Source organism: Streptomyces sp. bgisy130 (genome assembly GCF_057708345.1).
This window is the reverse complement of sequence record NZ_JBYISA010000046.1, coordinates 1-19,327: the sequence shown is the minus strand read 5'-3', so window position 1 is coordinate 19,327 and position 19,327 is coordinate 1. Positions and strand designations below refer to the sequence as shown.

Here is a 19,327-nt window from a genome sequence, read left to right as displayed (position 1 = left end):
GAGATTGTTCGTGCAGGTGGATGACGTCTACATCGACTCCCTGGGAGTGTTCCTTCCTGAATGGCTGAGCGCTGAGCAGGCGGTCACCGACGGCATCCTGGACCCGGAGATCCCCAAGACCAACGGACTGACCGGCACCTACGCCGCGGGGGACATCCCGGCGATGGACATGGCGGTCAGCGCCGCCCGGGCCGCCCTGGAGCGCTCGAAGCTGGACGTCGACGCCATCGACGGACTCATCCACAGCGCGGTCAACTACCAGGGGCCCGTGGGGTCTTACCCGCCGGGCTACATCATGCGTGAGCTCGGCATCGGGAAGGTCCCGGCGCAGTACCTCCGGCAGGGGTGCAACGGCATGCTGGGGGCCCTGGAGGTGGCCATCGGGCAGATGACGGGTGCTGCGGAAGCCGAGGCGGTCCTGCTGACCTCGGCCGAGAACTTCACCGCACCGGGAGCCGACCGCTGGAATGACGGCTTCGGCCAGTCGCACTTCTTCTCCGACGGCGGCATGGCGGTTCTGCTCAGCGCCGATGAGGGGTTCGCCCAGGTCCGTTCCCTGAGTTCCGGTGTCCTGAGCCCACTCGAAAAGTGGCACCGCGGCAGTGGGCCGCTGTTGCAGCCCGGGAGTCCCGAGGAAGAGCCGACCATGCCCGAACGGGCCCAACAGTTCAATGACACCGAGATGCCGCTGTCCGAGGCCCTGGAGAAGATCACTCTCTTCAACCTGGAGGTCATTCACCAGTCCCTGGTGGACGCGGATCTCAATGCCTCCGACCTCGCCAAGGTCGTCATGATCAATATGGACGGGCGGATGCTGGAGTACGGGACCATGATGCCGCTCGGCCTTCCCATGGAGCGGTCGAGCTTCGATTTCGGCAGGTCGGTCGGGCACGTGGGAGGGGCCGATGTCTTCATTTCGCTGGAGCATCTGGTCCGTACGGGCGAAGTGGGTGCGGGTGATAACGTCCTGTTGTTTTCCCAGGCGCCCGGATGGCTCTGCACGGCGAGCGTGGTGACCGTGCTGAATCCGCCTCCGTGGGCCGTGTGACACCTTGACGAAGGGCCGGGCGAGGGGCGGGGGTTGCCCCGGGGCCCGGGCTCCGGGGTGGTGTGTGATGGTGAAGAAATTGCAGTGGCAGAGGTGAGGGAACGCTGTGGTCGCTACAGGTACAGTGGTGCGATTTGACGAGGTGCGCGGATACGGCTTCATCGCCCCCGACGCCGGCGGCGAGGACGTCTTCGTCCATGTCAACGACTTGCGGGACGACAAGCACCTGTTCGACAGCGGGCTGAGGGTCGAGTACACCGCCGAGGTCGGGGAGCGCGGGCTCAAGGCCGGCGACGTCAGGCTGCTGGGGCCCGCGCGCCCGGCCGCGGTGCGGCGGCAGGCCCCGGTGAGCGGCGGGCCGGCACGGACGGGGAGCGCGGAGTCCGACGAGGACCTGATGTGCGATGTCCTGTCCCACGCCGAATTCCGCAACGAACTGACCGAGGCGCTGCTCGATGCGGCGCCCTCGCTCACCGCCGCGCAGCTCGTTCAGGTGCGCAAGCGCGTCATGGAACTGGTCCAGGCGCACAACTGGACCGAAGCCTGATCCACCGCCCTCGTGATGGGGGCGGAAAAGGGCAGGGCGGAGGAATCAGTGCCGTCCGGGTGCCGCGAGCCCCGGACACCCTGATTCCTCCGCCTTTTTCTTTCTCTCCCTCTTGTGTGTGACATCCGGTGCCGTGTGACCGCTTGCGAAATCCCATGAATCAACTAGTCATTGAGCACGCGTCGTTGACACCGGATTCAGGGCCCCGCACCCTCGCAAGGAAACCCGAATCCGGGGAGCGGAGCCTGCCGGGCTGCCCGTGCTCAGCTGGAGTTCCCTGCGGTCCTGCACGCAAGAGGAGAAACGTCGCCGTGTCCATGCATATTGCTGTTCTCTGCATTCCCGCTCACGGGCATATACGTCCCGCCTTGGCAGTTACCGAGGAGCTTGTGCGCCGTGGTCACCGCGTCAGCTTTCTCACGCCGGACGGATTCACCCTGGCCGTACGGCAAACCGGGGCGAGCGTGGTGCCTTACGCCTCGCCGCTGGCCGAGGCGTTTGCCGCCGGGCAGAGCGTAGATCTCCCCCCTGACCAGATGGCCTGGTCAGTGGTCATGGTCCAGTACGAGTGCGAGGCGCTGATCCGGGCGGCCGAGGAGCACTTCACCGACGGTCCGCCCGATCTCCTCTTCCATGACACGTCTCTGGCCTTCGCGGGCCGGACCCTGGGATCGCTCTGGAACCGCCCCGTCGTACAGTCCGTCCCCGCCATGGCGTCCAACGCCCACTACTCGGACCTCGACACCATGTTCGCCATGATCGGCGTCCCCGAGGACCACCCGGCGACACCCGAACTCTTCCGCCGCGCCGGAGAGGTCGCCGGGGAATACGGGCTCTCCGTTCCCACCGAGGAACTGCTGGGCTGGCACCGGCCCGTGGAGAGTGTGGTCTACGCGCCCAGGGTGTTCCAGACCGCCCAGGAGACCTTCGGGGACGAAACGGCCTTCGTCGGGCCGTGCTTCCTCACCGACGACCTCACCGCCACCTGGGACACCCCGCAGGACGACACCCCCCTGGTCGTGATCTCCATGGGAACCATGTCCCAGGCGCAGACGGAATTCTTCCGCACCTGCGTGCGTGCGCTCAGCGATCAGCCCTGGCGCGCCGTCCTCACGGTCGGCAACGGCTTCGACACCACCACACTGGGGACCGTACCGTCCAACGTCGAGGTGCATCCGTGGATCCCTCAGGTCGCAGTCCTGGAACACGCCGATGTCTTCGTCACCTCCGGCGGCCTGGGAAGTCTCATGGGCGCGGTGCACACCGGCACCCCGATGGTGATGGTCCCCCACCTGCCGGAGCACCAGGTCACCTGCGTACGCGCGGCGGAGCTGGGGCTCGGTGTGCTGCTCGACCCCCGGGAGGCCACCGAGGAGCACATCCTCACCACCCTCCAGCACCTGATCGCCGACGAGGCCACGCGGACACAGCTGCGCCGTATGCGGGAGCTGACGGAGGCCGCCGGCGGGGTGACCCGGGCGGCGGACTTCCTGGAATCGCGGATCCGGGTGGCCGGCTGATGCGTTCATCAGCGGTGGTGCGACCCGGGGCGGAAATCGGCCGTGCCGACGGCCGTTGGGGATTTCCCTACACAGAATCCTCAGCGCTTCGGCCTGCCGGTACCGATGCATAGGGTCGTGACGGGTGCGCCAAGAGAGAGCCGCCCCCAAGTGTTGATGACCGTCCGCCTGACTGCTGCTCGATGATTCCTTCCGAACGTCAGGCGGGCACGCCACATCCCGCCCACGGCTCTTCCTCCGTGCGGGTTCTCGACGGATGTGGCCCGTTACTAGCCCAGGAGACCGGGAATGGAAAATTCCAGCAAGCCGGACGACGCGACGATCGGCCCGCACCTCAAGGCGCATTACGATTTTCAGTTCCTGAGTGCCGCATTGCAGTTCGGCCTGTTTGACGTCTTGGAGAAGAACCCGGGGACAACCCGCGAAGAACTCGCCGTACGCCTGGGCCTCGCACCGCAGCCGACCCGCATCCTGCTGCTCGGCTGCACCGCCATGGGCGTGCTGCGCAAGGAGGGGGACGGCTACTACAACACCCCGTACATCCAGCCGCTCAGTGCCCTTCCCGATCAGCCGACGGCCACCTACCTGCACCGCCTCTACCGTGCCGCCGACTGGTTCTGTGAGTCGCTCAAGGAGAACTCCAACGTCGGCCTCCAACGTGAGATCCCCGGAACCGCGCCGACGCTCTACGGGCGGCTGGCGGAGAATCCGGAACTGGAGTCTCCGTTCCAGACGATGATGGGCGCCGTGAGCCACCTCGTCGGCGAGGAGATCGCCGGCGAGATCGACCTGTCGGACTACCGGTACCTCCTCGATGTCGGTGGCGGCGCCGCGATGAACGCGGTGCATCTGGCCCGGTCCTGGCCCGATCTGGAGATCACCATCGGCGACCTGCCGTCGGTCGCCCCCATGGCGAACGACAAGGTCGCGGAGCTGGGTCTGGGAGACCGGGTGCGCGCCGTCGGCCTCGACGCCTTCCACGACGACTTCCCGGGCGGCCATGACGCCGTGCTCTTTGCCCACTTCCTCGAGATCTGGTCCGCCGACCGCGTCCGCGCGCTGCTGGCCAAGGCGTCCCGCGCGCTGCCTTCCGGGGGCGGAGTCTTCGTGGTGACTCCCTACCAGAGCGACGACGAAACCGGCCCGGCGCGCTCGGCCTACCTCTCCGCGTACTTCCAGACGGTCGCTTCCGGCGAGGGCATGGTGTACACGCCGCAAGAGTACGAGCAGTGGTTCAGCGAGGCGGGGATTGACCCTGTGAAGCGGGCGCTGGTCGGGCCGGACACCGTGGTGCTCTGCGGCCGGAAGCGCTAGAAGGTCTCTCCGGACCGCCCCCTGGCGCCCACCCCGGCGCCGGGCGGGTCCGGCCGGAGTCCATGGCGCAGCCCTGCGGGGCGAGCAGCGCCGGCCGTGCCCCGGCATTGCCGGAGCACGGCTCTTCTCGTCAGTCTTCGCTGCCCGGAAGTGGCCGGTCCGCGCGGACCGTCTCCCACAGGGCGCGCATCGACTCGCCGATCGTGAACCGGGGCGCCCAGCCCAGGAGGCGCCCGGCCCGGGAGATGTCGACCTGAACCCAGTTGCCGCCCTGGCTCGTCACCTCCCTGGCGCGCTCACGCAGGGCCTCCGGAGGCAGCCCCGCGGCCGCGACCAGCTCGCCGACCAGCTCCCGTACGTCCCATGCCCGGCCGCATCCGATGTTGACCAACGGATCGGCGCGCGGGCTCCGGGCCGCGGCGACCACGGCGGCCACCGCGTCCCGGACATCGACGTAGTCCCGTCGGGCATCGGCGATCGTGACCTCGACACCGGCGGCGCCGGCATCGCGGAGCCGCACCGCCAGGGACCCGAAGAAGCTCTCCAGGGCGGGGTGCGGGCCCACCGTGTTGGCCAGACGCATGACCACGCCGTCGAGCGCAGCGGCGCGCACGGCGTCGAGGACCATCCGTGAGGCGGTGAGCTTCGCCATGCCGTACGGAGTGGCAGGAGCAGGCTCGGTCCCCTCGTCGATCCACGTCCCGGCGGGCACCGGACCGTACTCGTGGACGGTGCCGAGATGGACCAGCCGGGGCGGGGACGGCAGCGCCGTCAGCGCCCCGACGAGCCGCTCCACCAACTGCACGTTGGCGTAGTGCAGTTCCTCCCCCCACCCCAAGGTGGCATTGACCACCACCTCGACACCCTCACGGGCCAGGAGCCGGGCGGCCTCGTCGCTGGTGCTGCCCGCGACGTCGAACGGCAGGAACCGGTACCCGGCGACCTGCGGCGCGTACCGGCGGGCGACGGCCACGACGTGGTTTCCTTCGGCCGCGAAGGCCGCACAGAGGTGCCGGCCCATACAGCCGGTCGCACCAAGTACCGCCACCCGGGCTGCATCAGGTGGGGGTGTCAGATCCGCCACGGCTCACCCCTCACCGGTGGCCGGGCCGGCCGGGAGGTCGGGCACCACCGCCAGGCCGTCGGGCGGCCCCGTGCGCAGACAGTCGGCGTACCTCGGCAGCATGCCCCGGGCCTCGGCCTCGGCCAGACTCGGCGCGACGGTGTCCCGCTGGGAGAGGTGGTACTCCATCTCGTGCGGCCAGGGCAGGCCGATGGCGGGGTCCAGCGGATCGATCGCATGCTCCAGCTCGGCCCGGTAGGGACTGCTCACCAGGTACGACATCACCGTGTCGTCCTCCAGCGCGAGGAATGCGTGCGCGAGCCCGGCAGGGAGGTACACCGCCCGGAAGGACTCCGTATCCATCTGCACCACGTCCCAGCTGCCGAACGTGGGCGAGCCCAGCCGGATGTCCACGACGGCGTCCAGCACCCGTCCACGGGCGCAGTAGACGTACTTCTCCTGGCCGGGGGGAGTGGCGGTGAAGTGGAGCCCCCGCAGCACACCCCTGGCCGACCGGCTGTGGTTGGTCTGCGCCACCGGGAACCGGTGACCGACCGCCGCGACAAAGGCCTCCTCCTGTAGCGGGGAGACGAACACGCCCCGGTGATCCGAGTGGATCTCGGGGGTGAACTCCAGGCTGCCGGCGACCGCGAGCTTCCGGGTACGCATCAGCACTCACCTGCCCGTGGCCTGGTGCACGGCGCCCCGGCCGGGTCCGGGCGTACCGAGCCCGCTTCGCCCGCCGACGACGGAGAGCTCGGGCAGCGGGAACACCAGCGCGCCGCCGCCGGCCAGGAAGTCGCCTTCCCGTTCGATGAAGCCGTCCCGGTAGATCCACGGCAGCACCAGCAACTGGTCGGGACGCCGGGACTTGGCGTCGGACTCGGACACGATCGGGATACCCGTGCCGGGTGTGAAGCAGCCGGACTTGCCGGGGTTGGGATCGCCGATGCACGGCAGATCGTCCTCGCTGATCCCGCAGTACTGGAGGATGACATTGCCCTTGGTCGAGGCGCCGTAGCCCAGGGTCACCTTCCCGGTCCGGCGCGAGTCGTCGAGGAACTCCCGCAGACCGTCGCGGAATTCGTGCACGCGCTTGGCGAAGGCCTCGAACGGAGCCATGGTGTCCAGCCCGAGCGCGGCTTCTCGGGCGCGGATGGCCGCCAGCCCCGCCTCGTCCACGGGATAGCGGCCGGGCCGCTTGGCGAGCGTCACGCAGAGGCTGCCGCCGTAGACCGCCGTGAGTTCGGCCTTGATGACGGTGAACCCGACCCGCTCGGCCATCCACTCGATCTGCCGCAGCGCGTAGTACTCCAGATGCTCGTGGCACACCACGTCGTAGGCGGTGTTCTCGATCATCGCCGGCAGATAGCTCTGCTCCATCACCCAGATGCCGTCCTCATCCAGGACGTCGTGGACATCCTGCATAAAGGCCATGGGGCGCGGCAGATCGTAGAACATCGCGATGGACGTGACGACCTTCGCCCGGCGCGTGCCGAACCGCTCGCGGAAGACCTCGCCGGAGAAGAAGTCCGGGAGCAACTCGATATGCGGCGGGTAGTACGTGCGGAACTGCGAGCCGGTCGGGTCGACACCGACCAGCGTCGGTCCGTCTGCGGGGTACCCCTGGAGCAGCGTGGAGTCGTTGCTGCCGATGTCCACCACCAGGTCGCCGCGGCCCAGATCGACCAGGTCGGTGATCGCCGCCACCTTGCCGTGCAGATGCTGCACCATGAACGGGCGTATTCCCGAGCGGTAGCCGTAGTTGTCGCCGTACATGAGCCCGAAGTCGGCGGTGTGGCGGAGCTGCACGAGACCGCAGCCGTCCGGCGAGCACTTGAGTAGTTCCAGGGGGACCGTGGGCACGACCTCCTCACGCGTACGGGGAAAGATACCGCTGAGCGCCTGCGGGCCCAGGTCGAGAACCGGCACCAGCGTGCGGTTGCCGCAAATACGGCAGTCATCGATGATCATGAATTCTCCAGGTCGCGTTCCATCATCGGCTGGACCGATCAGAACCGGCGTCGTGTTCCCACGACAGCGCGGCGAGCCCACCACGGAATTGCCGGTGACCCTAGTACCGGAGTCTCACTCCCAGGTGATTCCGGACCGGACTCTGGAAATTGATCCAGAACCCGCCGCCCGGAGGCACCGATTCTCCGGTCCGGCGCGCATGGTGGGAAGGTGCGCCGGCCGCCCGCCGCTCCACAGCGGCGACGGATGGCGCTCGGTCCGCAACGGGCTTCGCGCGACGCTGCCTGTCGGGAGGGAGGCAGACCCGGCGCGGACGGGCAGCAGGCGGCGACCCAGGGAGCAAGGATGACTGTGCAAGGCGACGAGGCCGAGCGGGCACAGGACGGCGCACAGCGCGAACAGTCAGCCGCCCCACGGCGGTTGGTCCTCACCCTGCTCTGTGACGTCCTCCTGCCGGTGGGTCTCTATTACGCACTGCGCGGTGCGGGCCTCGGTGAGCTGATGGCGCTGCTCATCAGCGCCGTTGCGCCGGCGCTCAACGCCGGCTACTCCATCGTCCGGCAGCGCAAGGTCGACAGCATCGGCCTGTTCGTCATCGCCATCCTCGTGGTGGTCGGGCTCGGTTCTCTCCTCTCCGACAGCCCGCGCGTGGCCCTCGCCCGGGGCGGCTGGTTCACCGGACTCATCGCGCTGTGGATCCTCGGGACGCTGTGCACCTCCCGCCCGTTCACCTTCCGGGTACTCAAGGCCCTGCTCCCGGCCAAGTCGGAGGCCCTGGAGCACTTCTGGGACACCGACCCGCGCTTCCGCCGCGTCTGGCGCGGCCTGGCCGTGCTGTGGGGAGGCGGTCTCCTGGGCGACGCGGTCCTTCGCGTGATCATGGCCTACACCCTGCCGGTCGACTCGGTGCCGGCGCTCGACGGGGCGCTGTACGTGGTGACGTACCTCCTGCTTCAGGTCATCACGCAGGTCGTCCTGCACCGGACCGGCGTCTTCCGGAAGATCTTCCCCAGGGGCGGGCGGCTCGGCCGGACTGCCCGGGGCGCGAAGACGACGGACGACGGCACGGCGTGACCGGAGCCCGGCGGCGTGCCGCGGGGTGCGATCCCCTGACGTCCCGCCGCGGACCGCACCCCGCCGCGTCACACCGCCCAGACCGGGAGTTCCCTGATGGTGATCACGCACGCGGTGCACATCCAGCCGGGGCCCTGGGAGATCAGCAGGACGTGGTCGCCCGGGCCGACCTCTTGCGTGCGGACCAGATGCTCCAGCGTGAGGAACACATCCGCACCGCCGACATGACCGGCGCCCTTGCCGAAGTCGAAGGACGACTTCGACATGGGCAACCCGAGCGGCTTCATGACCGAGTGCTCGATCATCCGGCCGTCCATGTGGATCGGCACGACCTTGGCGAGGTCGGACGCGTTCAGGTCGGCGTCGACCAGGGCCCGGTGGATGATGCCCAGGTCGAAGGCGCTCAGCCGCTCCAGCGTCTCCGACAGCGACAGCTCCGTCTCGTTGAACCGTTCGGCCCGCGCCGCCATGTCTGCCATCGAACCGGGCTCCCCGCTCGGCAGCAGCGGGCCTTCGCCGCGGTGCCACTTCTCCAGGGCGGGCAGCAGCCCGGCATGCAGTGACCGCACCTCGGCGAAACCCTCCTCCGCGCTGAGCAGAGCGGCGGCGCCCCCATCTCCGAGGAAGTACGACTGGCCGAAGCCCGTCCACCGGTCGATCTCCGGGGAGGAGAAGTTCTCCCCCGTGGTCAGGAGCACGGCCGCTGTCTCCGCGGCGCCGGTGATCTGGCCGATGGCCACCTCCAAGGTGCCCAGCATGCCGTTGCAGCCCTGCTGGAGGTAGAGCGCGGAGGCATCTTCCAGGCCCAGTTCCCGCTGGATGTACCCCGGCGGATAGGAGCCCACGGGCCCTTGGTAAGAGACCCCGCTGTGGAGATGCGACGCTATCTCGTCGGGCTCGAGCTTCGAGCGCTCCAGGGTAGTCCGGGCAGCTGACACCGCGAGGTCGACGGCCGGCACGTCACCGGACACATGGGTTCCGGTGAGTCCGTTCGCCGCCGTCACCTCCGGGCCGAGGAGGCCGTCGGCCACGGCCTGTTCCGCGCTCACCCACTCGTGCAGAGCGACTCCCAGTGAATTGATGTGGACGTTCTCTACCCTCATGCGGGATCTCTCCGTTTCCGTCCGGCACCGGGGCCGGGCTCAGGCGAGCAGTTGTTCCTTGATGTGCTGGGCCAGTTCGCCGGGTGTCGTGAACTCGAAGGCCACGCCGGGCGCCAGGGTGAGCTCGGCGACGCTGTTCAGGGCATTGCGGAGCGCGAGCGAGGCCAGGGAGTCGAAGCCGAGCCCTTTCAGCTCCGTCGTCGCGGTCACGGGGTCCGCGGATGCGTGCCCCAAGACGGCCGCGATCTGCTCACGCACAAGATCGGTCAGTGTCGCGTCGCGCTCCGCGTCGGTCATCGCAGCCAGCAGGTGCCGCAATTCCGATGCCTCCGCCGGGGTGTCCCGCGCCGGCCGGCGGGCCGGGGCCGGCAGCAGCGAACGGAGCAGCGCGGGCGCCTCCCCGGCCCTGGCCCGCTCGTGCAGTACGCCGAAGTCCAACCGGGCCGCCACGGTGAGCCCGTGCCCCAGTCCGCGCGCCGCGTCGAACAGCTGGAGACCGTGCACCGGAGGGAGTTCCCCCACCCCCGGCAGCGCCAGCCGTGCCTTGCCCGGGGTGCGCAGGTCACGACCACCCCACCTGCCCCAGGCGATCGACGTCGCGGGGACTCCCCGGGAGCGTGCCTCGTACGCGAACGTGTCCAGGAAGGCATTGGCCGCCGCGTAGCTGCCCTGTCCCGCGCCGCCGAAGACGCCCGCTACCGACGAGAACATGATGAACGCCCACAGGTCCGCGCCCCGGGTCGCCTCTTGCAGCGCGAGCACCGCGTCCACCTTGGGCCGAAGTACCGCGCTCAGCCGGTCGGGCGTCAGGGACGGAAGGACACCCTCGTCGAGCGCGCCGGCGGCGTGCACCACGGCCCGCAGCGGACGGTCGGCCGGGAGCCCTGCCAGCAGTTCCGCCAATGCCTGACGATCCGTCATATCGCAGACGGCCACGGTGACCCGGGCACCCAACGCCGTCAGCTCCGCCTGGAGTTCGGCCGCGCCCGGCGCGCCGAGCCCCTGCCGGCTCGTCAGCAGCAAGTTCCGTACGCCGTGTTCCACGACCAGGTGACGGGCGACCGCGGTTCCCAGCATGCCGGTACCGCCGGTGATCAGTACCGTGCCCTCGGCGCGATCGGGCAGCGCCGCCGCACCGTCATCGCTTCCGAGGGAGAGGCGGGCCAGTCGCGGCACCCGTGCCGCCCGCTTGCGCAGGGCCCATTGCGGCTCGCCGGAATCCACGACCTTCAGCAGCGCACGCCAGGCCGGCTTGCCGCCGTCGGTATCCACCAGCAGGAAGCGGCCCGGGAATTCGGTCTGCGCCGAGCGCACCAGTCCCCACACGGCGGCGGCTGTGAGGTCGAGCCGACCGCTCACCCCGCCGCCGTCCCAGGCCGGCACCGCACCCCGGGTGAGGAACACCAGCCGGGACCGGTCGAACACAGGTGTCGTCACCCAGGACCGTGCCCACTCCAGCGCCCGGCGCGTGCTGTCGTGGACGGCGCTCGCGAGTTCCTCACCGGTCCGCTCCACGGCCCCGGACGCGTCGGACGCACAGTTCACCACGACCACATCGGGCGCGCCGGAGGAGTCGCCGACGGCCGCGGCCAGCGCCTCCGGATCGGGGTACGCCTCGGCGTACTGGCCGGCCGACATCAGTCCCGACCGCACCCCTAGCGTGTCCTCGCCGACGACCGCCCACGTGGCGGGCACCGTGCCGGCCACCGACGCAAGGTCCCCATCGGTCCACTCCACGCTGAACAGCCCGTCCTGCTGGGCGGCGCCCGCCGACCGGACCCCGCTCCGGTGAACCGGCCGCAGCGTCAGGGACTCCACCGTCAGCACCGGAGCTCCGGTGGCATCGGCCGCCCGTACCGAGAACGAGCCGTCGGGGAGCGGGCTGATGCGCACCCGCAGTACACGGGCACCGGAGGCGTGCAGGGAAACCCCCTGCCAGTCCCCGGTCCGCCACGGCCCGGCGGGCTCCGGGAGCACACCGTCGATCCGCAGCGGAGTCAGCGCCGCGTCGGCCAGCACCGGGTGCAGTCCGAACTCCCCTGCCTCCGACCGCAGCCGCTCGGGCAGGGCGATCTCCGCGAAGAGCTCGTCACCGCGCCGCCACACGGCGTGCACGACCGGCGCAAAGTCACCTCGGCCGGCCGCCTCTTCCCGGCCGCACGGTACGTCTTCGGCCTCGGCCGGGGGCCAGACCTCCAGGTTCCACGAGGGTGCCCTGCCCTCCTCGGCCAGCGATCCCGTCGCATGGCACGTCCACGGCCGTCCGACACCACCTTCGTCGCCCCGCCGCGAGTGCACGGACACGGGACGCCTCCCCGTCTCCCCGGGCTCACCGACCGTGACCCGGAGCTGGACCGCCCCGGACTCCGGCAGCACCAAGGGGGTCCGCACCGTCAGCTCCGCCAGCTTCCCGAAGCCCACCTGGTCACCGGCCCTGCCGGCCAGTTCGATCAGCACTGGATCGGGCGCGAGCGGGGCGCCGCCGACGTCGTGCCGGGCGAGCCAGCCGTATGTACCCGTCGAGAGCCGTCCGGTGAACAACACCGTTTCGGAGTCGGGGAGTTCGACGGCTGCCCGCAGAAGCGGGTGCTTCGCGCGCACCGCACCGATGCCGGAGTCACCGCGGGACGTCCCGGGGGCCGCATGGAGCCAGTGGTGCTGGCCTTGGAAGGGGTAGGTGGGGAGGTGGGGGTGGGGTGGGGTGGTGGGGGTGTGGAGGGGGATGCCGTGGGTGTAGGCGGTGGCGGTGGCGGCGAGCAGGTCGTGGTGGGTGCCTTGGTTGCGGTGGAGGGTGGGGAGGACGGTGTGGGGGGTGGTGTGGGGGAGGGTTTCTTGCAGGGTTTCTTCGAGGGGGACGGTGAGGACGGGGTGGGGGCTGATTTCGAGGTAGGTGTGGTGGCCGTCGGCCAGGAGGGTTTTGGTGGCGGTGTGGAAGTCGACGGTGTGGCGGAGGTTTTGGTACCAGTAGTCGGCGTTGAGCTCGGTGCCGTGCAGGCGGGTGCCGGTGAGGGAGGAGTAGTAGGGGATGGTGGTGGGGTGTGGGGTGACGGGGGCGAGCTGGTTGAGGAGTTGGCGGTGGAGCTGTTCCATTTGGGGTGAGTGGGAGGCGTAGTTGACGGGGATGCGGCGGCTGCGGATGTGGTGGTGGTTGCAGTGTTCTTGGAGTTGGTTGAGGGCTTGGGGTGTGCCGGAGATGACGGTGTGGGCCGGGCTGTTGATGGCTGCGATGTGGGCGTCGATGTGGAGGGTGTTGATGAGGTTTTGGGCGGTGGCGGGGTCGGTGGCGAGGGAGGTCATGGTGCCGTGTCCGGCGAGGGTGGTGAGGAGCCGGGAGCGGAGGGCGGTGATGCGGGCGGCGTCGTGGAGGGTGAGTGCGCCGGCAACGGTGGCGGCGGCGATTTCGCCTTGGGAGTGGCCGAGGACGGCGGAGGGTTTGATGCCGAGGGTTTGCCAGGTGGTGGCGAGGGAGACCATGACGGCCCAGAGGGCGGGTTGGACGACGTCGACACGGTCGAGGGTGGGTTGGCCGGGTGCGTTGTGGAGTACGCCGGCCAGTGACCAGTCGACGTAGGGGGTGAGGGCTTGTTCGCAGGCGTGGAGGCGTTGGGCGAAGGCGTCGTTGGTGGTGAGGAGGTCGACGGCCATGCCTTGCCATTGGGAGCCTTGTCCGGGGAAGACGAAGACGGGGTCGGTGAGGGCGGGGCCGGTGTGGGTGTGTGTGTTGTGGGGGGTTGGATGGGTGAGGGTGCGTAGGGCAGTGGCGAGTTCGGTGTGGGTGGTGCCGATGACTGCTGCGCGGTGGTCGAAGGTGGTTCGGGAGGCGAGGGTGCGGGTGAGGTGTTGCAGGGGGGCGTCCGGGTGTTGTTCGAGGAAGGTGGCCAGCCGTTCGGCTTGTGTGTGGAGTGCTTGCTGATCCCGCGCTGACAGCACCAGCGGCAGGACACCGGCATCACCACCGCCCCCGTCCAGCGGATCGTCCTCCGCCTGCTCCAGCACCAGATGGGCATTGGTCCCGCTCGCTCCGAAGGACGACACCCCCGCCCGGCGCGGACGCCCGGTCTCCGGCCACGCCCGTGCCTCGGTCAGCAGCCGTATCTCACCGGTGGTCCAGTCGACGTGGGGGGACGGCTCGTCGATGTGGAGGGTGCGGGGGAGGACGCCGTGGTGCATGGCCTGCACCATCTTGATCACTCCGGCCACCCCGGCCGCGGCCTGGGTGTGGCCGATGTTCGACTTCACCGACCCCAGCCACAGCGGCCGGTCCTCCGGCCGGTCCTGGCCATACGTCGCCAGCAACGCCCGTGCCTCGATGGGGTCGCCCAGGGTGGTGCCGGTGCCGTGGCCCTCGACCACGTCGACGTCGGCGGCCGACAAACCGGCGTGGGCAAGGGCTGCGCGGATGACGCGCTGCTGGGCAAGGCCGTTCGGGGCGGTAAGGCCGTTGGAGGCGCCGTCCTGATTGACCGCGGAACCGCGGATGACCGCCAGCACCGGGTGACCGTTGCGCCGTGCGTCGGACAACCGCTCCAGCAGCACCAACCCCACACCCTCCGAGAACCCGGTCCCGTTGGCGGCCGCCGCGTAGGCCTTGCACCGGCCGTCGGCGGACAGTGCGCCCTGGCGGCTGAATTCGACGAGCGCCGCGGGCGTCGCCAGGACGGTCACACCGCCGGCCAGCGCCATGGTGCACTCACCCTGCCGCAGGGACTGCGCCGCCAGATGCAGGGCGACCAGGGACGACGAGCACGCCGTGTCCACCGTGATCGCAGGACCCTCCAGACCGAAGGTGTAGGCGATGCGCCCGGAGGCGATACTGATGGCCGCGCCGTTGCCGAGGTACCCTTCCAGGTTCTCCGGTGCGCGGTCGTAGAGCCCGAGCCCGTAGCCGCTGTGCATGACCCCAGCGAAGACACCGGTGTGGCTGCCTTTCAGGGACGCCGGGTCGATGCCCGCACGTTCCAGGGTTTCCCAGGACGTCTCCAGCAGCAGCCGCTGCTGCGGGTCCATCGCCAGCGCCTCCCGCGGCGAGATCCCGAAGAACGCTGCGTCGAACCGGCCCGTCTCTTCCAGGAATGCGCCCTGCCGGGCCGACGACTTGCCTCCGCCGCCGAACTCCTCGTCCAGCAGCCGGTCCAGATCCCAGCCCCGATCCGCGGGGAGCGGGCCGACCGTGTCGGTCTCGGCCGTCAGCAGGTCCCACAGCCCCTGTGGTGAGTGGGCTCCGCCGGGGAAACGGCAGCCCATCGCGACGATGGCAACGGGCTCATCCGGGGTGGCGGGCCCGGCGTGCGCGGTGTCGTCGGCAGGCGGCGCGGTGTTCGGCAGTTCGCCCTCAAGATGGGAGGCCAGCGCCGTCACCGTCGGATAGTCGTAGGCGAGGGCGGCGGACAGCTGCCGCCCGGTGGCGGTGGACAGCCGGTCGCGCAGGGCCACCGCGGCCAGCGAGGTGAAACCGAGTTCATGCAGAGCCCGGTCCGCCGGCACCTCCTGGGGGGAGCCGAGTCCGAGGACCTCGGCGACGGCGGAGCGCACGAGGCCGAGCAGACCCCGGCCTCCGACCGGCGCTCCGTCCTCCGCGGGGGTGAGCGCCGTGGCGGAGACCGCCGGTGCGCCGGTGCCGTCCGCGCGGGAGGGCAGGTCCGGACGGAGACCGACAGCGGGATTGACGGTGAGCACGGCGCCGGGTATCTCCGCCAGGCGCCGACGGGCGATCTTCCCCGTCGCGTTGCGGGGGATCCCGGCGACGCTGCGGAACTCGTCGGGCACCTTGAAATAGGACAGCTCCCGTCGGCAAGCCTCCAGGAGCAGCCCCGCGTCAATGCCTTCGGGGCCCGGGACGACATAGGCGACGGGCACTTCGCCGAGTACATCGTGCGGCCGGCCGGCCACCGCGGCGTCGTGCACTCCGGGCACCCGCGTCAGGACCTCCTCGATCTCCCGCGGATGGATGTTCTCGCCGCCTCGGATGATGAGTTCCCTGACCCGGCCGGTGAGGGTGAGGAAGCCCGACGCGTCCTGGCGGGCGAGGTCGCCGGTGCGGTACCAGTCGCCGGAGAGCACTGCACGGGTTTCCTCCGACTGGTTGTGGTAGCCGAGCATGAGCGCCGGACTGCTGACCCACACCTCGCCCTCTTCGCCCGCGGCGACCTCCGCGCCGGTCCGGGGATCCGCCAGCCGCACGGTGAGCCCGGGCAGCGGCTGCCCGCAGGAGCCAGGCACCTTGGGGCCGCCCGGGACGTGCGTGGTGATCGCACCACCGGTCTCGGTACTCCCGTAGCTGTCGAGCAGACGAAGGCCGAAGGTGTCCTCGAACGCCTCGTTCAGGACGGCCGGGCAGGCCGCACCGGCTGCCAGGCAGACTCGCAGAAAGGGGAGTTCGGCACCCCTCTCCCGCCCGACCTCCACCATGCGGTGGAACAGGGTCGGTGCGGCCACCAGGAACGTGGACCGGTCCTCCCGTGCTGTCTGTAGGATCTCGTCGGCCGCCGCGCCCACCATGAGGTGTGCCGTGGCGCCGACGGCCAGCACGCCCAGTACGGTGATGTTGTGGGATACGGCGTGGAACAGCGGCATCGGCCACAGCACCCGGTCCTCCGGGCCCAGGCCGAGCAGGGGCGCGGTGCAGGACGCCGTGGCCCACAGCGAGCCACGCTGGGTCGACACCACACCCTTGGGGCGCCCCGTGGTGCCTGAGGTGTAGAGCATCCAGGCCGGCTCGTCCAGCCCGAGGTCGTCGCGCGCCGCGCTCTCCGGCTCGGTGGTCGCGAGCGTCTCGAACCGCAAGAGTCCGTCCGGAACTTCGGGGGCTGCTCCGGCCACCACGACGGTGCCGGCCGATGTCGTCCGCCCGGAGACTCTGAGCACCTGCTCCGCCTGGGCGGCACCGCTGATGACCAGGACGGCCCCGCTGTCGTCCAGATGATGGGCGAACTCGGCATCCGTCGACTGTGGATTGAGAGGTACGCCGATGGCACCGGCCCGGGCCACGGCGGCGTAGGCCTCCACCATCTCCACGCGGTTGCCCATGCGCAGCAGCACCCGGTCGCCGCGCGTCACTCCCAGGTCCGCGAGATGTCCGGCGAGTTTGCGGGTGCGCTCTGCCAGATCCCCGTAGGTCACTGACCGCCGTGCGTCCCGGTACGCGGTCTTCTCCGGAAAGCGACGGGCGTTGCGCGCAAGCAGCTCATGCAGCGGCCGGATCAGCTGATTCCGCAACTTGTCACTCACGCTTCTCGGATTCCAATCACATCGGGAACAGAGACGCGGAACCGCCGACAACCGGGCGGAGCCGCTCCAGGCTCTGCAATCGCCGCTCGGGCCGGTGCACCCGGAAGTGCTGAAACCTGCTGGCGCAGGGCCAGTATGGCCAGCTCCCCGCTAGGGGATTCCCTCGCGATACGCACGGGAGGGGTTCGACATCGTCCACGCGCCGCCCTGGCCAACCTGTCGTCCCTGCACCGCCCGCGCGCCGGGCCACCCTCGCCCGGTTCCCGCCCCGCCGAGAACCGGGGAAAAGACCAGACTTCCGCGGCAACAGGCCAACAGCCCTTGTGCGGTACGTCCAAGGCGGCTGGATAGTGGCGGCAGTACGTACTTCCCGATCCGCTCGGGACGGCGGCCCGGGGCCCGCGGTGGTCCGGCCGGGCCGGCCCACTGGAAAGGACGGATCAGCACAATGAGTTCCCCCCCTGTGGACAGCGGCCTGTGGTGCCGACGGTTCCACCCGGCTCCCCAGGCCGGCCGGCGCCTGGTGTGCTTCCCGCACGCCGGCGGTTCCGCGAGCTTCTACCACCCTGTCTCGGCCGCCCTCAGCCCCGGCGTCGATGTCCTCGCCGTGCAGTATCCGGGCCGGCAGGACCGACGCCAGGAACCCACGGTCGACGACATCGGCCACCTGGCGGACCGGATAGCCGAGGCACTGGAAGGCTGGACCGACCGGCCCCTCACCTTCTTCGGCCACAGCATGGGCTCCCTGGTGGCCTTCGAGGTGGCGCGGCGGCTGGAGCACGGCCCGAACGGGCCCGTGCGGCTGTTCGCCTCCGGCCGCCGGGCGCCGTCCGCCCACCGCGACGAACAGGTCCACCGGCGGGACGACGACGGCATCATCGCCGAACTGCGGGCGCTGAGCGGCACCGACGCACGGGTCCTTCAGGACGAGGAGCTGCTGCGCATGGTGCTGCCCGCGGTGCGCAGCGACTACACGGCGGTCGAGACCTACCGGGCCGACCCCGGTGCCGCCGTGCGCTGCCCCGTCACCGTGCTCGTCGGGGACAGCGACCCCAAGACCTCCCTCGACGAGGCATGGGCCTGGGAAGGGCATACCACCGGCGGCTTCGACCTGCGGACCTTCCCCGGCGGGCACTTCTACCTCGCCGACCGGCAGGCAGAGGTGCTGGACGTCCTCCGAGACCACTTCACCTCCGCCGCCTCGCAGTGCCAGGCGTAGGTGCCGATCAGCCGAGCTGACGAGCCACCCCGGGAGCCCTGACAGACATGTCCGATACGCACCTCACCGCTCCGGCCGCCCCGGCATCCCTTACCGGGCGACGGCCCAGGGTCGGCCATATCGATTTCCTCAACTGTCTGCCGCTGTTCTGGGGCCTGGCCAGAAGCGGCAGTCTGCTCGACATGGACCTGAGGAAGGACAGCCCCGACGGCCTCAACGACGCACTCGTTGCCGGCAAGCTCGACATCGGTCCGATCAGCCTCCTCGAATTCCTCAAGCACGCCGACGAACTGGTGGCGCTGCCGGGTATCGCCATCGGGAGCGACGGCCCCGTGGAGTCCTGCCTGATCGTCAGTCAGGTTCCGCTGGACCAACTGGACGGTGAGCCCGTCGCGCTCGGATCCACCAGCCGGACATCGGTCAGGCTCGCTGAGTTGCTGCTCGCGGAGTCGGTCGGTGTCCGGCCACGGTACTTCGTGCGCCCACCGGACCTCGGCGGGATGATGAAAGAGGCGCGGGCGGCCGTGGTGATCGGCGATGTCGCGCTGCGGGCGTCACTGCACGAGGCGCCCCGGCTCGGCCTTCAGGTGTACGACCTGGGCCAGATGTGGCGGGACTGGACCGGGCTGCCGTTCGTCTTCGCTGTCTTCGCCGCGCGCAAGGACTTCCTTGCCAGGGAGCCGGAGACCGTCCGCCAGGTGCACGCCGCCCTGCTGGCGTCCCGCGATCTGTCCCTCGCCCAGGTCGCAGAGGTCTGCCGGCAGGCCGCTCGGTGGGAGGCGTTCGACGCGCAGACGCTGGTCCGCTACTACACCACCGCCCTCGACTTCAGCCTCGGCGAGCGGCAGCTCGCCGGGATCGCGGAGTTCGCCCGCAGGGTCGGCGGCAGGCAAGTCGGCTTCCCGCCGGATGTCCGCGTCCAGCTGTTGGGCACGGAAGCGATCACCACGTGACATGACCAGTAACGAGCCCGAAAACATACCTGGAAAGGCTGTCGACATGCCCCGACCGTCCGAAGCCACCGATCGTGGCCTCCAGTCCGTACTGGACCGTGCCGCCGAGGGCGGCAGGGTGACCCCCGAAGAGGCACTGGACCTCTACCGTTTCGCTCCGCTGCACGCGCTGGGCAGTGTGGCTGACACGATCCGTCGCCGTCGCTACGCCGGCACCGAGCACATCGCGACGTACATCATCGAACGCAACATCAACTACACCAATGTGTGCGTGACGGCCTGTAG

12 protein-coding genes and 1 pseudogene are annotated in these 19,327 nt (G+C 70.0%); 8 read left to right on the top strand and 5 right to left on the bottom strand.

What is annotated here, in order from left to right:
• Positions 1 to 10 precede the first annotated feature (10 nt).
• The 4 genes from AC3EUV_RS34105 (at position 11) to AC3EUV_RS34090 (ending at position 4,429) form a co-directional block, all read left to right on the top strand.
• The gene (locus AC3EUV_RS34105) at positions 11 to 1,048 is read left to right on the top strand and encodes a ketoacyl-ACP synthase III family protein (protein WP_435604589.1); all 1,038 of its coding nucleotides are present in this window, start codon (positions 11 to 13) and stop codon (positions 1,046 to 1,048) included.
• Between the two features lie 127 nt (positions 1,049 to 1,175).
• Positions 1,176 to 1,595, top strand: a complete 420-nt coding sequence (locus tag AC3EUV_RS34100; RefSeq protein WP_432146311.1) for a cold shock domain-containing protein — start codon at positions 1,176 to 1,178, stop codon at positions 1,593 to 1,595.
• 155 nt (positions 1,596 to 1,750) lie between these two features.
• A complete protein-coding gene (locus AC3EUV_RS34095) occupies positions 1,751 to 3,115 on the top strand; it encodes a macrolide family glycosyltransferase (RefSeq protein ID WP_435604588.1) in 1,365 nt (454 codons plus the stop codon).
• A 288-nt stretch (positions 3,116 to 3,403) separates the two neighbouring features.
• Positions 3,404 to 4,429, top strand: a complete 1,026-nt coding sequence (locus AC3EUV_RS34090; RefSeq protein ID WP_435604587.1) for a methyltransferase — start codon at positions 3,404 to 3,406, stop codon at positions 4,427 to 4,429.
• A 130-nt stretch (positions 4,430 to 4,559) separates the two neighbouring features.
• On the opposite strand, the gene AC3EUV_RS34085 is transcribed toward AC3EUV_RS34090, so the two are convergent.
• From AC3EUV_RS34085 to AC3EUV_RS34075, 3 genes are read right to left on the bottom strand one after another with little or no spacing between them, the layout of a single operon-like run.
• Positions 4,560 to 5,477, bottom strand: coding sequence for an NAD-dependent epimerase/dehydratase family protein (locus tag AC3EUV_RS34085; protein ID WP_435604586.1), 918 nt, complete (start codon positions 5,475 to 5,477; stop codon positions 4,560 to 4,562).
• A gap of 39 nt (positions 5,478 to 5,516) precedes the next feature.
• Complete coding sequence (locus AC3EUV_RS34080; protein ID WP_432146314.1) at positions 5,517 to 6,161, bottom strand: dTDP-4-dehydrorhamnose 3,5-epimerase family protein; 645 nt, start codon at positions 6,159 to 6,161, stop codon at positions 5,517 to 5,519.
• 6 nt (positions 6,162 to 6,167) lie between these two features.
• On the bottom strand, positions 6,168 to 7,466 hold the full coding sequence (locus AC3EUV_RS34075) for a class I SAM-dependent methyltransferase (protein WP_432146315.1): 1,299 nt from the start codon (positions 7,464 to 7,466) through the stop codon (positions 6,168 to 6,170).
• Between the two features lie 345 nt (positions 7,467 to 7,811).
• Between AC3EUV_RS34075 and AC3EUV_RS34070 the strand changes: the two genes are divergently transcribed.
• A complete protein-coding gene (locus AC3EUV_RS34070; RefSeq protein WP_432146316.1) occupies positions 7,812 to 8,540 on the top strand; it encodes a VC0807 family protein in 729 nt (242 codons plus the stop codon).
• Positions 8,541 to 8,608: 68 nt separating this feature from the next.
• Here AC3EUV_RS34070 and AC3EUV_RS34065 read toward each other — a convergent pair whose 3' ends face one another.
• Both AC3EUV_RS34065 and AC3EUV_RS34060 read right to left on the bottom strand, forming a co-directional pair.
• Positions 8,609 to 9,643, bottom strand: a complete 1,035-nt coding sequence (locus AC3EUV_RS34065; RefSeq protein ID WP_435604585.1) for a ketoacyl-ACP synthase III family protein — start codon at positions 9,641 to 9,643, stop codon at positions 8,609 to 8,611.
• A gap of 39 nt (positions 9,644 to 9,682) precedes the next feature.
• A complete protein-coding gene (locus AC3EUV_RS34060; protein ID WP_435604584.1) occupies positions 9,683 to 16,870 on the bottom strand; it encodes a type I polyketide synthase in 7,188 nt (2,395 codons plus the stop codon).
• A gap of 448 nt (positions 16,871 to 17,318) precedes the next feature.
• Between AC3EUV_RS34060 and AC3EUV_RS34055 the strand changes: the two genes are divergently transcribed.
• The 3 genes and pseudogenes from AC3EUV_RS34055 to AC3EUV_RS34045 all read left to right on the top strand — a co-directional run.
• The gene (locus AC3EUV_RS34055; protein WP_432146319.1) at positions 17,319 to 18,089 is read left to right on the top strand and encodes a thioesterase II family protein; all 771 of its coding nucleotides are present in this window, start codon (positions 17,319 to 17,321) and stop codon (positions 18,087 to 18,089) included.
• Between the two features lie 47 nt (positions 18,090 to 18,136).
• Positions 18,137 to 19,042: a menaquinone biosynthetic enzyme MqnA/MqnD family protein gene (locus AC3EUV_RS34050; RefSeq protein ID WP_432146320.1), complete on the top strand. Its 906-nt coding sequence runs from the start codon at positions 18,137 to 18,139 to the stop codon at positions 19,040 to 19,042.
• Positions 19,043 to 19,088: 46 nt separating this feature from the next.
• Positions 19,089 to 19,327: pseudogene (locus AC3EUV_RS34045) on the top strand (dehypoxanthine futalosine cyclase); the annotation flags it as partial.

Bases quoted from the DNA above. Each gene is read 5' to 3' on its own strand.
- AC3EUV_RS34095 (WP_435604588.1), top strand. From the start codon at position 1,751: ATGAATCAACTAGTCATTGAGCACGCGTCGTTGACACCGGATTCAGGG.
- AC3EUV_RS34090 (WP_435604587.1), top strand. From the start codon at position 3,404: ATGGAAAATTCCAGCAAGCCGGACGACGCGACGATCGGCCCGCACCTC.
- AC3EUV_RS34080 (WP_432146314.1), bottom strand. From the start codon at position 6,161: ATGCGTACCCGGAAGCTCGCGGTCGCCGGCAGCCTGGAGTTCACCCCC.
- AC3EUV_RS34075 (WP_432146315.1), bottom strand. From the start codon at position 7,466: ATGATCATCGATGACTGCCGTATTTGCGGCAACCGCACGCTGGTGCCG.
- AC3EUV_RS34070 (WP_432146316.1), top strand. From the start codon at position 7,812: ATGACTGTGCAAGGCGACGAGGCCGAGCGGGCACAGGACGGCGCACAG.
- AC3EUV_RS34065 (WP_435604585.1), bottom strand. From the start codon at position 9,643: ATGAGGGTAGAGAACGTCCACATCAATTCACTGGGAGTCGCTCTGCAC.
- AC3EUV_RS34055 (WP_432146319.1), top strand. From the start codon at position 17,319: ATGAGTTCCCCCCCTGTGGACAGCGGCCTGTGGTGCCGACGGTTCCAC.
- AC3EUV_RS34050 (WP_432146320.1), top strand. From the start codon at position 18,137: ATGTCCGATACGCACCTCACCGCTCCGGCCGCCCCGGCATCCCTTACC.